The organism is Luteitalea sp., from assembly GCF_044337415.1.
Lineage (GTDB): Bacteria > Acidobacteriota > Vicinamibacteria > Vicinamibacterales > Vicinamibacteraceae > Luteitalea.
In genome coordinates, this window is sequence record NZ_JBIINP010000121.1 from 1 (window position 1) to 13,006 (window position 13,006).

Sequence of the window (13,006 nt, forward strand, 5' to 3'; positions counted from 1 at the left end):
ACGAGATTGCCGGTATCGCGCTCGCGCCCGCCAAGCGGACGCTCCTCGAGTCGCGCCTGCAGCGACGCCTGCGCGCCCTGAACCTGCACTCGTTCGCCGACTACATCGATCGCCTCGCCCAGCCCGGTACGCCTGAAGTGGTCGAGATGATCAACTGCGTCACGACCAACAAGACGGACTTCTACCGCGAGCCGCACCACTTCCGCTTCCTGCAGCAGCAGGTCATCCCGACGGCGCAGGCGCGCAACATCGGCGCGCGACGGCTGCGCATCTGGAGCGCCGGCTGCTCGACGGGCGAGGAACCCTACACCATCGCGCTGGCCGTCGCCGACGCGCTCGGGCCGCGGCTCAAGTCGTGGGACGTGCGGATCCTGGCCTCCGACATCGACACCAAGGTGCTCGAGACGGCGGCAGCCGGCACCTATCCCGCCGATCGCATCGAGGTCGTGCCCGACCACCTGCGCGAGCGCTACTTCTCGCCGTCCTCGTCGAGCCCGGGCGCGTGGGACATCGACGACAGCCTCCGGCGGATGATCACCTTCCGCCGCATCAACTTCGCCGACCCGCGCTGGCCGATCAACACCCAGTTCGACCTCATCTTCTGCCGCAACGTCATCATCTACTTCGACCGCGACACGCAGGCCGTGCTCTTCGAGCGCTTCGCCCAGCTGCTCAAGAAGGACGGGCACCTCGTGATCGGCCACTCGGAGACCCTGAGCTGGCTCACCGGGACCTTCGCGCAGGTGCGCGGCGTACCGACGGTGTACCGGCTCGCGACCGCCGCCGACGGCGACCTTCGTCCGCCGTCCGTGGTGGCCGCCCAGGCCGAGGCCACCCAGGCCGCGGCGGGAGCCGACGCCCCGGGCGTGGCACCACGGCCAGCACTGGTCTCGCCCGTGCGTTCTGCGGACGTCGCGCCACCGGCTTCGCGGCTGGCCCGGCTCGAGTCCCGCCTGGGGCCGCGGCCCGTCAAGCAGCCGAAGGTCGCCGCGGATCGACGCCTCGCCCACGGGGCCATCGAGTCGGCGGCGCACATGCCGCACACCCACATCATCCACGTGGGCGGGGTCTTCGCCTCGCGTGAGCCGGCGGTCGTGCGCACCATCCTCGGCTCCTGCGTTGCGGCATGCCTCTACGACCCCGAGACGCGCATCGGTGGCATGAACCACTTCCTGCTGCCCGAGGGCCACGACAAGGAGCACGACGCGCGCGAGAGCACGCGCTACGGCGTGCACGCGATGGAAGTGCTCATCAACGAGTTGATGCACCGCGGGGCCGATCGCCGCCGCCTGCGCGCCAAGGCGTTCGGCGCCAGCGAGGCGATCAAGCACGTCGTGCTGAGCCGTGAAGTGCAGTTGCGCAACGCGAACTTCATCACGCAGTTCCTCGAGGTGGAAGGCATCCCGCTCGAGCGGAGCCTGCTCGGCGGGCCGCGTCCCCTCGAGGTGCTGTTTGCCACCGACTCGGGCCGCGCGTTCGTGCGCGAGCTGGCCCTCCCCTCGGTGGAGCGCCTGGCGCAGGACGAGGACCGCTACAGCCAGACACTCATCCACCCGGCGACGCCGGCGGAGGACGACGACATCACGCTGTTCTGATGCCGCGGAGACGCCCCCATGACTCGTGTGCTCATCGTCGACGACTCGGCGCTCATCCGCCAGTTGCTGACCCAGATCCTCCAGAGCGATCCCGACATCGAGGTGGTGGCCGCCGTGGCCGACCCCCTCGCCGCCGTGGAGCGCCTCAAGCACACCACGGTCGACGTGATCACGCTCGACGTCGAGATGCCGCGCATGGACGGCCTCACGTTCCTCGAGAAGCTGATGCGGGCGTGGCCGGTGCCGGTGCTGATGGTCTCCTCGCTCACCGAGAAGGGCTGCGCCACCACCCTGCGCGCCCTCGAGCTCGGCGCCGTCGACTTCGTGACCAAGCCGAAGATCGACGTGCGCACGGGCGTCGAGGAACTCGGCCAGCAGATCCTGATGAAGGTGCACGACGCGGCACGCGCCCGCGTGCGTCGCCGCGAGACGACGACGGCCGTGCCGGTGCAGGTGCTGCCCAACACGCAGGCGCTGATCAACAGCACGCACAAGGTGATCGCCATCGGCGCCTCCACGGGCGGCACCGAGGCGCTGCGCGAGGTGCTGCAGGTGCTCCCGGCCGACAGCCCGGGCATCGTCGTGGTGCAGCACATGCCCGAGACGTTCACGCGCTCGTTCGCCGAGCGGCTCGACTCGCTGTGCCAGATCAAGGTCAAGGAGGCCGCCGACGGCGACCGCATCCTGCCCGGCCACGCGCTCATCGCGCGCGGCAACATCCACATGGAAGTGCGCCGCAGCGGCGCGATCTACTCGGTGCGGCTGGTCGACAGCCCACCGGTGAACCGGCATCGTCCGTCGGTGGACGTGCTGTTCGACAGCTGCGCACGGTACCTCGGGGCCAATGCGGTGGGCGTGATCCTGACCGGCATGGGCAACGACGGGGCGCGTGGCATGCGCGCCATGCACGACGCGGGCGCGTTCACGATCGCGCAGGACGAGGCCTCGTGCGTGGTCTTCGGCATGCCCAAGGAAGCCATCACGGCCGGCGGGGTCGACGAGATCCTCCCGCTGTCGCGCGTGGCGCCAGGCATGCTGCGCGCCGTCGCGCAGGCGGCCTGAGGACGGGGGAGGGTGCCATGTTCCGCGATGTTCGTCCGATCGTGCTGTGCGCGATCGTGTTGTGGCTCTCGGCCCCCGCGTCGGGCCAGATGACGCCGGGCGCCGAGCCCGGCGATGTGCTCAGCCTCGGGCAGGTGATGGTCGAGGTGGGCGCAGGCATGACCCTCGACGCCGAGGACGGCCGGTCGGGCGCCGGCGCGCAGCCGCTCGTGCGGTTCGGCATCGCACCCGGCATCGAGCTGCTGGCGGGCTCCGGCGGCTGGACGTCGGCCTGCTTCGGCCGCTGCGCCTGGTCGCCGACGACGGCGTTCGCCGGCTGGCGGGCGCTGATCCCGAAGCAGATGGCCGGGTTCAACACGGCGGTGTCGGGGCTGTTCTACTACCCGACGCGCACCGACCACAGCCAGCCGCGGGTCATCGAGAGCAGCTTCATGCTGCACGTGGACCGCGCGCTCGGCGACGCGCTGTTGGTGACGTTGAACGCCGAGGTGGCGCGCCTGCACGACGCCGAGACGGCGGTGCTGCGGCATGGCGAGGGCGTGGGGATGGTGTGGGATCGCGGGGGGCGCTGGATGCCGCTGGTCCGGTTCGGTCGCCGCGCCGCGGCCGTCGACGGCCCCTCCCCGTGGTACGTCGAGTTCGGCACCGGGTTGCGGCCCGGTGGGGCCTTCGAGTACAAATTTGCCGTGACCCGTGGTCTCAACGCGGCCGAACCCGGTTGGGGCATCGCGGCAGCCATGGCGATCAGTCATGACTTCAGGCCACTCTACTGAGCCCGCCATGCGTGCCGTGCTGCGCTTCCTGATCCTGCTCTTCGCCGTTGTCGCGTGGACGCCATGCGCCCGGGCGCAGGCACCCGCCGAGGCGCCCGAGCCCGGTGCCGACATGCCGACCGACCGGCCGGGGTTCAACGCGCCGGCCAGCGTGGTCGGCGCGGGCGTGGTGCAGATCGAGATGGGCTGGTCGACGGTACGAGGACGTGATGGTGTGTACGGCAGCGCAGGGCCCCAGCCGCTCCTGCGCATCGGCGCCACCCGCAATCTCGAACTCCAGGTGACCAGCGCGGGGCTCGCGGCGGAGTGTGTCGCGGCGTGCGACTGGCACGGCGCGGACGTCGCCGGTGGGGCGCGCTATCTCCTGCCCGTGACGCCGCTGGGACTCTCGCTGGCGGTGACCGGCCTGCTCTCGGTGCCGACCGGGTCGGTGGCCGTCTCGTCGGAGCACCTCGACCCGCTGGGCATCGTGCACGTGGACCGCGCGTTCGGGCCGATCGGCATCTCCTACAACTACCTCGTGACGCGCATCCACGACGAGGAGGGCGACGTGGCAGCAGTGCGCCATGGACACGGGCTCAACATCGGCACGTCGGTGGGGCGCTGGGCGCCCTACGTGAACTTCGGATGGCGGCCCCTGCACGTGGACGGGCGGACGCCCATCCTCGGCGAACTGGGCATCGCCTATCGTGTTGCGAGGGACGTGCAGGTGGATGTGGCGGCCACGCGAGGGCTCACGTCCGCGGAAGCGGTGTGGTCGCTGTCGGCCGGCGTGGTGCTGCGCCACCGGCCCCGTTGACCCGCGGCCCGTTGACCTGCGGCAACGGGCCGCAGTACACTGTCGCTTCGTCGCGACCGGCTCCGGCCGCGACAGGTAGTCCCCTCGCAGGACGCGAGGCCCCACCCGAGTTCCTCAGTAGCTCAATGGCAGAGCATCCGGCTGTTAACCGGAGGGTTGTAGGTTCGAATCCTACCTGAGGAGCCATTCCCGGCCGTCGGCCGGGAAGGCTCCCGCAGGCAGGATTCAGGCTCGCCGTAGCCGGCCCGTCGCCATCCGGCGAAGGCGGCTCGAATCCACGTGTGCTGTGTTGGGCGAATGAGCGTCGGTGCAGGCGGCCGTCGGCTTCGCCTTGGCCGGATCATCGCCGGCACCGCCATGCCTCGCCATCGGCCCAGTGCCGTCACCGCGGCGTGGCCGCAAACGCGTCGGCGATGCGGCGCGCGAGGGCGGGCGTGTTCGCGTAGGCGATGTTCGAGGTGACGGCGACGACGAGCCCGCGGTCGCGGCGCGTCACCAGCGACATCACGGTGCCGCCGGCGAGCGTGCCGTCGATGTCGGCGGGCGAGGTCGCCACGGCGATGCGCACGAGGTCGGCCGGCGTGGATGAGTAGGCCTTGCCGTCGAGGCAACACGCCAGGTCGCGCATGTACATGAGTCGCCGGCCGCGACGCGGGTCGTGGTCGTCGTGGCGCGGCACGTAGAAGGTGGCTCGCTCGCCTGCGAGCGGCGTGAGGGGCGGCATCAGGCCCAGGGGCTGCCACACCACGTGACGGAGCAGCGCCAGCGGCGGCGCATCCTCTTCGGGTTCGCCGACGTGCTCGGGACTCCAGTCAGCGGCTGTGTCTGTACCGGTATGCGCGAGGGCGAGGGACGCGGCAGCCGGCTGGATCACGGCGGCCGCCGTCCCGATGTGGAACCGTGTGGTCGGCGTGACCGACGCCTGGGTGGCGATGTCGCGCCAGCCGAACCCTTCCGCCCACACCAGCGTGCCGCCAGCACCGACGGCGACCGAGACGCCCGGCAGGTTCTGCTCGCGAATCGCCGCGCGCACGGCGGCGCGTGCGCGCTCGACCGCGGGGGCGTACGGTGCGGCAGGTGCTGCACTTGCCGTCGAGGGCACTTGTTGCGCCTGCGGGAAGAGCGGCGCGGCGACGGCGGCCCCGTGCACGAGGAACGCCGTGGGCGCGGCGACGAGGGCGCCGCAGGCGATGACGGCCCGCGCCGTCCACGGCGAGAGCCGGTGACGCAGGCCCCGCACCGCCAGCGCGATGCCGGCGACCATCACCAGCGTGCTGGACACCGGCGACCCCGGCGCAGGGTTGACGTGCGCGGCGTAGAGGCCTGCGACGACGAGGCCAAGGCCGAGGGCGACGAGGGACGAGGCCTTCATGCGACGCATCATCCCCCGCGATCGTGGCGGGAGTGAGGCAGGCGCAAGGCACGTGGCGGCGGTGACATCTGCCACGAATCAAGAAGGCACGACCGTCGGACAAGTCCGACGGCTACGAACAGGCCCCTCCACTCCGCAGCGGGCCTTGTCCCTCGTCCCTGCCTTGCCCCGTCCCTTGTCCCTCGACGCCCTTGTGACTCGTCCCCTCGTCCCTTCTCCCTTGCCTAGCTGCCCATCCCGTCTTCGAACGACCCCTGCGCCGCGGGCCACGTGAGGTGGTCGCGCACGTAGGCGATGCCGTTGGCGCTGGTCCAGTCGAGGTCCTTGTGCGCGCTCTCGGCCTCGACGACGAGCGGCGCGGAGGCGCGGCCCATCACCTGCTTGTAGCGGGCGGGGTAGCCGATGTGGTTCAGCAGTTCGGCGTAGCGCTGCATGTTGATGTCGCCCGACGGCAGGTCCACGAACTGCATCGCGCGCTTCTGCCAGTCGCCGTCCATCATGCGCAGCGGCAGGCCCGGGCGGATGACGAAGTTCTTGATGTGCGCGGCGTACACCCGCTTGCCGACCTTCAGGAAGCGCGACTCCCAGCTCTCGCCCTCCCAGCAGTGCGACGGATCGGCGTTCACGCCGAGGCAGGCGTCGCCGTCGCAGATGTCGACGAGCATGTTGAAGTCGTCGGCGCACATCGCCGCCGTGCCCGGGTGAATCTCGTGGCACAGGATGATGCCGCGCTCGTTGGCGGCCTTGCGCAGCGTCGCGGTCTTGGCGACGAACCGCTCCTGACCTTCCTTGATCAGGTCGTAGTCGCCGCCCTGCCAGAAGCCCCAGGGGTAGCCGGTCGCCGCTTCCCATCCGAACGCCACGCCCCAGAACATCGGGAGCACGCGGATCTTCAGCTCCGCCGCGAGGTCGAACAACTGCAGCAGGTACGTCTCGGCCCAGGCCTCGATCTGCGCGGGCGACTGCTTCGCGACGTCGGCAGGCACGAACGGGCGCACCGTGGGACTGCCGGTCCACGCCGTGGTGTGCACCCACACTGGGCAGTGCGTCGAGATGCCGTCGAGCGAGAGGCCGCGCGACTCGAACACGTCGCGGATCTCGCTGGCCTTGCGCAAGCCGCCGTCGGGGCCCTGCAGCATGTAGTTGGAGGGTTGGGCCCCCGCCGCGCCCGATGCCTTGGCGTAGTCGAGGAACTGCTCGAGGGACTTGGCGCCGTGCTGGGCGCCTTCGATGCTGGCGTGATAGAGGCTTTGTGCCATGGATCTGCTCCGGACCGCGTGAGTCGCTCGGAAGAAGGTCGGCGCCACCCCCGCAGCCGCACACAGGGCAGCCGTTCGCGGGGCAGCGCACCGCCGAGGATACCGGGGGGCGTGCCGGCCGCCAACCCCGCGCTCAGATCAGCCCGCGCGCCATGAGCTCGGCCCGCGCCGCAGACGGACCGTCGACCACCTCCGCCTGCATCCCGCACCCGCGCGCCGCCGCCACGTTTCCGGGCGCATCGTCGAAGAACAGGACGACGCCCGGCGGGCACCCCAGACGCTGCAGGGCTTCCTGGTAGATGGCCGGATCCGGCTTGCGCAGCCCGAGCTCGTGAGACGACCAGGCGTGGTCGAAGGCCTCGCGTACGCCGAGCTCGCCGGTCAGCCGTTCCCAATGGAGCGGGTTGCAGTTGCTCAGCGCGGCCAACGTGAACCGGCCATGCAGCTCGCGGAGCAGGGCCTCGGCGCCCGGGAGCCAGCCGCGGGCCCACGACCGATACGCCGCCACGAACGCGTCGGGCGCGAGCGGTACGTCCCAGTCCGTCAGGAAGCTCGCCACGAACGCCTCCGTGTCGAGGCGACCGCAGCCAAAGGCCTCCGAGTGGGGGCACGCCAGCCAGCGCGCCTTGATCTCGGCGTCGGTCGGTCCCGGAGGCAGCAGGGCCCTGAGTGCGCTCACCCCCTCGAAGTCGATGAGCACGCCGCCGAGGTCGAACAGCAGCACGTCTGGACGGGGAGGCACCTCGGCATCATACCGAGCGCCGACTCGCGAGCATGTGCTGGCCGGGCTTCATCCCCCTGGTCACCAACGAGGGCGACGCGATCCGTCCGGCCCCGCGACGTCGCGTTGTGGGGCGTCGCTACGGCGCAATGGTGAGGCGACGCACGATGGCCAGCGGCAGCGTGACGGAGGTCATGTAGACCGGGTTCTGCGCATCGGCCATGTCGCGCCCGAAGCACTCCCAGGGCGCGCCGTGCCCGGGGCCCTGGCGGAAGTCGTGCCGTCGCAGGTGCGCGACGGCACGGGCCCACACCTGTCGTGCCAGCGCGCGATCCTCTTCGTGGATCGCCTCGAGCAGCCAGCCTGTCGGCGTGTGCCAGAACGCGCCGCTCTGGTAGGTGTGCACGCGGGAGCCCCCGGCTTCCCAGCACTGGTCGGGCCGGAAGAAGCGATCCGACGGCACGTGCCTGACGGCGCCCTCGTACTCGATGGTGTGACCTGGTGCGCGGACCGCCGCGGCGATGGTGCGTCGCGCGCGCCGCGCCTCTTGTGCGGGTAGCACGCCGAGGTGCAACGCGAACAGCGTCGCCCACACATCCGGCTGACGTCCCACGCGCGTCGCCGCGCGCAGCCAGCCGTCCTGCCGACGCGGATCCCCGAACACCGGGACGATGGACGCGGCGATCGTCTGCGCCGTGTTCGCGTACTCGCGCGCGACCACGTCGCGCCCGGCGGCCCGGCACAGCTGCTCGAGTTGCTGCGCGGCACGATGACGGAGCAGCGTCGCGAACGCGAGCGCGCCCTCGAGGCGCACCGTGTCGTGGAAGCCGAAGCCGACGGCTCGCCGGCCGGGCTCCGTGATCGACGCACCGGTGACCGGATCGGACGCCGGGCTCGCGAACGCGAGCCGCAGGCGCTCGAGGACCGAGCGGCCACCCACCTCCTCGGCGAGGAACGCCGTATCGCCAGTCGCGCGCCAGAGCGCGTGTGCGATGTGGACGATGAAGAAATGGTCGTCGATGGGCGGGAGAGGCCCCCAGGGCGGCGCGCCCTGATCCTCGCCGGACGAGTAGGTGCCCGGGAAGAAGACCGCGCCACCGCTCAGCGTGATGTGATCGGGGATCGCGAACGCCGGCACGATGCCGCCGCTCGCGAGGCGGCGCTCCTGTGGTTCGTGCTGGCAGCGGAGGATCAGCCGCAGGTGCGCGAGGATGTCGGCGGCGGGAATCAGCCCGCAGTCGAGTGACATCGCGAAGTCGCGCACCCAGAGCGCGGGATAGCGTCCACCCGGCGTGATGAGCGAGATGCCCGTCGTGTTGGGGCCCTGGCGATCGCGGGACGCGCCCGGAGCCACGCGCGCGGCGTCGATCGTGGCGCGGGCGAGTGAATCGAGGAACGCGATCCCAGAGTTGTCTGCGACTGCGCCGCCAGGCGCAATGGCCTGGGTCTGATGCGTGCCCGCGGCCGCCAACCGTCCTGCTCCGGCCGCGCAGCAGGCGAGTCGCACGCCCGCTCCGAGGAACGCTCGGCGTGGCAGTGGCGTGCGTTCGTTCAGGGAGCGGAGCATCACCCGCATCGTAGCCGCGATGCCTTCCGAGTGGCATGGTGCATCGCGTCGGGCACACCGGCCTCCGGGGGCGGAAACTGCAGCGGGCGTGGTCGGCAGCGCGGACCGGGACCTCGGACGCGTCGAACTCACCGAGTCATGTCGACGGCCGGCGATCCACGATGCACGTCATCAGCCGAGCGCCTGCGTGAACGCGCGCACGAGGTCGGCAGCGGTGGTGAAGTTCCACGTCTCGTTGACCGCCAGCGTGACTACACCATCGGGGCCGGCCGCAGGAAGCCGCAGCCCGTGCGCCGCGAGTCCCTTCGATACGGTGGCGTGGTCCACCCCGTTCAGGGTGAGACGCGTCAGGTTCGTGCCGTCGGGAATCCGCGCGATGGTCACCCTGGGGTGTCGAGCCAACTGCTCGTAGAACGCCTCGGACACTCGCACGGCGTTGGTGAACCGGTCGACGAAGCCGTCCATGTAGTGACGGGCCACGAGCGCGGCCGGCCATCCGACCGCGAGGTTGCCACCGAACATGCGTCGCACGTGGAACATGCCGTCGAGCACACGCTTCGGTCCGGCCAGGATCGACCCGATGCCGCAGTTGAAGCACTTCCAGAGCGAGACATAGACGGTGTCGAACGGCGCCGCGTAGTCCGCGGGGCTGATGCCCGTGTATGCCGAGGCGATGAACAGCCGCGCACCATCGAGGTGCATGCCGAGGCCACGTTCGCGGGCGAGGGCGGCGATGCGCGTCATCTCGTCGCGGTCGAACAGTTGACCGGACAGGCGTCGAATCGGGCTTTCGATCAGGATGGCCCCGACGTCGGCGGCCACGCGGCCGCCAGCGGTTCGCGTGAGCACGGCCTCCACCTCGGCGCGCGTGAACGTCGCGCTGCCCGGGGCCAGCGGCAGCAAGGTCAGCGCCGACAGCGTCTGGCAGGCGTCGCCCGTGTCGTTGTAGACATGGCTCATCTCGGGGACGATGACGCGGCGCCGGCTGCCGGCGAGGGCGCGCAGGGCCAGCTGATTGGCCAGCGTCCCGGAGGGCATGAACACCGCGGCTTCCTTGCCGAGCAGTTGCGCCCAGTGGCGCTCGAACTGCTCGACCTGGCCGCCCAGCAGGTACGTGTCCTGGGCGATGTCGGCCTTCTGGCACAGATCGTCCAGCAGGGAGGCGTACTCGCGCGGCGTGATGTTGATGCCGTCGCCGGAGAGGTGCACGGTGCGGCCCGGGCTGCCGGGCGCGCCTGTCGAGCCGATCGCCGAAGGCGCGAACGCGGCGAGTCCGGCTGTCGTGCCGACCGCCTCCACGAACCCACGCCTGGTCACTCGCTGCATCGCTTCACTCCCCGTACCTGCTGCGACTCTGGGCCGGGCTCGGAGCGCCGGCCCTACCGTACCCGGTACCCCGTACCCGGTACCCCGTACCCGGTACCCGCTACCCGCTACCCGCTACCCGCTACCCGTTGAAATACAGATACGCCCCGAGAATCAACGCCACCACGATGCCGGAGTTGACGACGTCGATGGCCGTCCAGCTGGCGCGCGACTCGCGGCGGAGCTCCTCCGACATCGTCGCGAACGTGAGGTCGCGCAGTTGCGCCGGGTCGGGCGCGTCGGTCGCGTAGCTCACGCCGACCAGCACGGCCGACGACACCAGGAAGATCAGCAGGCTGTAGTACTGGAAGTAGATGTTGTTGACGATCCAGAGCCACGAGCCCGGCGCGTAGCCGCCGGCAAAGCCGTCCATGCCCAGGCTGACCGGCGTGTCGACGGCCAGCCGGAAGATGCCGAGGGCGAACCCGATCGTGAGGGCCGCGAGGCAGCCGCGGGCGTTGATGCGCTTGTTGAAGACGCCAAAGAAGAAGACCGCGGCAATGGGCGGGGCCAGGTACCCCTGCACGCCCTGCAGGTACTCGTACAGGCCGCGGGCGCCCTGGATCACCGGGATCCAGACCAGCGCGATCAGGATCATCACGCCCGTCGCGACGCGGCCGACCCACACCAGTTGCGCCTGCGAGGCATCGGGGCGGAACTGCTTGTAGAAGTCCATCGTGAACAGCGTCGAGCAGGCGTTGAAGGCGCCAGCCAGCGAGCTCATGAGTGCCGCGAGCAGGCCGGCGACGACGATGCCGCGAATGCCTGACGGAAGGACGTGCTGCACCATCAGGGGGAACGCGGCCTGCGCCGCGTGCGGGATGACCTGGCCGTCCGGCCCGACCATGCTCTCGAGCCCGCCGATCCGGCCGGTGCGTGCCAGCGCCAGTGCGATCATGCCGGGGACGATGAAGATGAACACCGGCATCAGCTTCAGGAAGGCCGCGAAGATGGTGCCGCGACGGGCTTCGCGTTCGCTGGGGGCGCCCAGCGTCCGCTGCACGATGTACTGATCGGTGCACCAGTACCAGAGCCCGATGATCGGCGCGCAGAAGAGCATGCCCAGCCACGGGTAGTCGCCGTTGAAGTACCAGGCCATGCGTCCGGCTTCGCGCACGGGCGCCCACGTCCCTTCGACGCCAGCGGGCACCAGCGGCTTCCACAGGTTGAACATCTCCGGGCCGAGCACCGTCCGCAGTTCGGCCCAGCCGCCAAGCGCCTGCAGGCCGAAGAGCGTCAGCAGCAACGACCCGAACAGCAGGATGATCGTCTGCGCGGCCTCGGTGTAGGCGACGGCACGCATGCCGCCGATCACCGTGTAGAGACCGGTCAGCAGGACGACCGACACCGAGCCGATCCAGAAGCTGTTGAGGACGGTGCTCCCGATCTGCACCTCCAGCCCTGGCAGCAGGGTGCCGAACACGACGCCACCCGCGAAGATGCCGACGGCGATCTTGGTGAGCACGTACGCCACCAGCGAGATCAGGGAGAGGAGCCAGCGCGCCGACGGCGAGAACCGTCGCTCCAGGAACTCCGGCATCGTGTACACGCCCGATCGCATGTAGAACGGCACCAGGACCCAGCCGAGCACCAGCAGGCACCACGCGTGCAACTCGTAGTGGGCCAGGGCCACACCGCTCGTCGCACCCGACCCGGCGAGGCCGACCAGGTGCTCCGAGCCGATGTTTGACGCAAAGATCGAGGCGCCCACGACGAACCAGCCCAGGCTGCGGCCGGCGAGGAAGAAGTCGTCCGCGGTGTCGCGGTTCTTCGCCACCACCCACCAGGTGATGCCGGCGAGTCCGGCGAAGTAGAGCAACACCACGAACCAGTCGAGACCTGTCATCGGCGCGATCTCCCCTTGGGCGCCGTCAGGCGCTGACGCCACCCGGCGGTGCGCCTGGCGGGCCGTGGCGGCCGGACGTGCAGAATCGGCGCATTCTACTCGTTCGCGCGCCCCTCGGACTCCTCCCGCTGGTCGCCCTCGACGATCGTGGCGTGGTGACCACGCGCCCTCCGCCGAGGGCAACGATGGCCCGGGAGCGGGGGGCCAGGGGTCTGAGGACGGCGATTCTGTTGCTCGAGAGACGTGAAAGCCCTCTCACGGCTGGTGTTGGTCCTTGAGCGTCGCGCTGGCGATAGACTGGCGACGTTCGTCGCTCGCCTGCGCTGCGAATCGCAACGCTCGCCCGTGTTCCCTGGAGTCGTCCATGCCCGCACGCATCCGTTACGCCGCTGGCGTCATCGCCGCCCTCCTCGTCCTGCAGACTGCCGGCAGAGCGCAGCAGGCGTGGCGATACCCGGTGACCGCCACGGTCACCCACGTCGACACGTACCACGGCGTGCAGATCGCCGACCCGTACCGTTGGCTCGAGGACGACAACTCGGCCCAGACGAAGGCGTGGGTCGAGGCACAGAACGCCGTCACGTTCGGGTACCTCGAGACCATTCCGTTCCGCGACGCCTTGCGGGCGCGGCTCGATGTGTTGCAGG

At 70.4% G+C, this 13,006-nt stretch carries 10 protein-coding genes, 1 tRNA gene and 1 pseudogene; 6 read left to right on the forward strand and 6 right to left on the reverse strand.

Annotated features, from left to right (window positions below; genetic code table 11):
* From ACIRDX_RS15545 to ACIRDX_RS15565, 5 genes are all read left to right on the forward strand, one after another.
* The coding region (locus ACIRDX_RS15545; protein WP_396626351.1) for a CheR family methyltransferase at window positions 1-1,595 on the forward strand (1,595 nt) is incomplete at its 5' end.
* Window positions 1,596-1,613: 18 nt separating this feature from the next.
* A complete protein-coding gene (locus tag ACIRDX_RS15550) occupies window positions 1,614-2,657 on the forward strand; it encodes a chemotaxis response regulator protein-glutamate methylesterase (RefSeq protein ID WP_396626352.1) in 1,044 nt (347 codons plus the stop codon).
* A gap of 17 nt (window positions 2,658-2,674) precedes the next feature.
* Window positions 2,675-3,430, forward strand: a complete 756-nt coding sequence (locus ACIRDX_RS15555; protein WP_396626353.1) for a hypothetical protein — start codon at window positions 2,675-2,677, stop codon at window positions 3,428-3,430.
* 7 nt (window positions 3,431-3,437) lie between these two features.
* Window positions 3,438-4,229: a hypothetical protein gene (locus ACIRDX_RS15560; protein ID WP_396626354.1), complete on the forward strand. Its 792-nt coding sequence runs from the start codon at window positions 3,438-3,440 to the stop codon at window positions 4,227-4,229.
* 111 nt (window positions 4,230-4,340) lie between these two features.
* A tRNA-Asn gene (locus tag ACIRDX_RS15565) sits at window positions 4,341-4,415 on the forward strand.
* 196 nt (window positions 4,416-4,611) lie between these two features.
* On the opposite strand, the gene ACIRDX_RS15570 is transcribed toward ACIRDX_RS15565, so the two are convergent.
* The 6 genes from ACIRDX_RS15570 to ACIRDX_RS15595 form a co-directional block, all read right to left on the reverse strand.
* On the reverse strand, window positions 4,612-5,601 hold the full coding sequence (locus tag ACIRDX_RS15570) for a serine hydrolase (RefSeq protein WP_396626355.1): 990 nt from the start codon (window positions 5,599-5,601) through the stop codon (window positions 4,612-4,614).
* A gap of 224 nt (window positions 5,602-5,825) precedes the next feature.
* Window positions 5,826-6,860 (reverse strand): sugar phosphate isomerase/epimerase family protein, encoded by a 1,035-nt coding sequence (locus ACIRDX_RS15575; RefSeq protein WP_396626356.1) that lies wholly within the window; start codon window positions 6,858-6,860, stop codon window positions 5,826-5,828.
* Between the two features lie 133 nt (window positions 6,861-6,993).
* Window positions 6,994-7,602, reverse strand: a complete 609-nt coding sequence (locus ACIRDX_RS15580) for an HAD family hydrolase (RefSeq protein ID WP_396626357.1) — start codon at window positions 7,600-7,602, stop codon at window positions 6,994-6,996.
* A 118-nt stretch (window positions 7,603-7,720) separates the two neighbouring features.
* A complete protein-coding gene (locus ACIRDX_RS15585; RefSeq protein ID WP_396626358.1) occupies window positions 7,721-9,148 on the reverse strand; it encodes a hypothetical protein in 1,428 nt (475 codons plus the stop codon).
* 171 nt (window positions 9,149-9,319) lie between these two features.
* Window positions 9,320-10,474 carry a threonine aldolase family protein gene (locus ACIRDX_RS15590; protein ID WP_396626359.1) on the reverse strand — a complete coding sequence of 385 codons (1,155 nt, stop codon included), beginning with the start codon at window positions 10,472-10,474 and terminating at the stop codon, window positions 9,320-9,322.
* Between the two features lie 121 nt (window positions 10,475-10,595).
* A complete protein-coding gene (locus tag ACIRDX_RS15595) occupies window positions 10,596-12,359 on the reverse strand; it encodes a sodium:solute symporter (RefSeq protein ID WP_396626360.1) in 1,764 nt (587 codons plus the stop codon).
* 364 nt (window positions 12,360-12,723) lie between these two features.
* On the opposite strand from ACIRDX_RS15595, the pseudogene ACIRDX_RS15600 reads away from it, so the two are divergent.
* Window positions 12,724-13,006 (forward strand): annotated as a pseudogene (locus ACIRDX_RS15600) (hypothetical protein); the annotation flags it as partial.

What these genes read in the sequence shown, in the direction of transcription:
- ACIRDX_RS15550 (WP_396626352.1), top strand. Translation starts at nt 1,614, where the DNA reads ATGACTCGTGTGCTCATCGTCGACGACTCGGCGCTCATCCGCCAGTTG.
- ACIRDX_RS15555 (WP_396626353.1), top strand. Translation starts at nt 2,675, where the DNA reads ATGTTCCGCGATGTTCGTCCGATCGTGCTGTGCGCGATCGTGTTGTGG.
- ACIRDX_RS15560 (WP_396626354.1), top strand. Translation starts at nt 3,438, where the DNA reads ATGCGTGCCGTGCTGCGCTTCCTGATCCTGCTCTTCGCCGTTGTCGCG.
- ACIRDX_RS15570 (WP_396626355.1), bottom strand. Translation starts at nt 5,601, where the DNA reads ATGAAGGCCTCGTCCCTCGTCGCCCTCGGCCTTGGCCTCGTCGTCGCA.
- ACIRDX_RS15575 (WP_396626356.1), bottom strand. Translation starts at nt 6,860, where the DNA reads ATGGCACAAAGCCTCTATCACGCCAGCATCGAAGGCGCCCAGCACGGC.
- ACIRDX_RS15585 (WP_396626358.1), bottom strand. Translation starts at nt 9,148, where the DNA reads ATGCTCCGCTCCCTGAACGAACGCACGCCACTGCCACGCCGAGCGTTC.
- ACIRDX_RS15590 (WP_396626359.1), bottom strand. Translation starts at nt 10,474, where the DNA reads ATGCAGCGAGTGACCAGGCGTGGGTTCGTGGAGGCGGTCGGCACGACA.
- ACIRDX_RS15595 (WP_396626360.1), bottom strand. Translation starts at nt 12,359, where the DNA reads ATGACAGGTCTCGACTGGTTCGTGGTGTTGCTCTACTTCGCCGGACTC.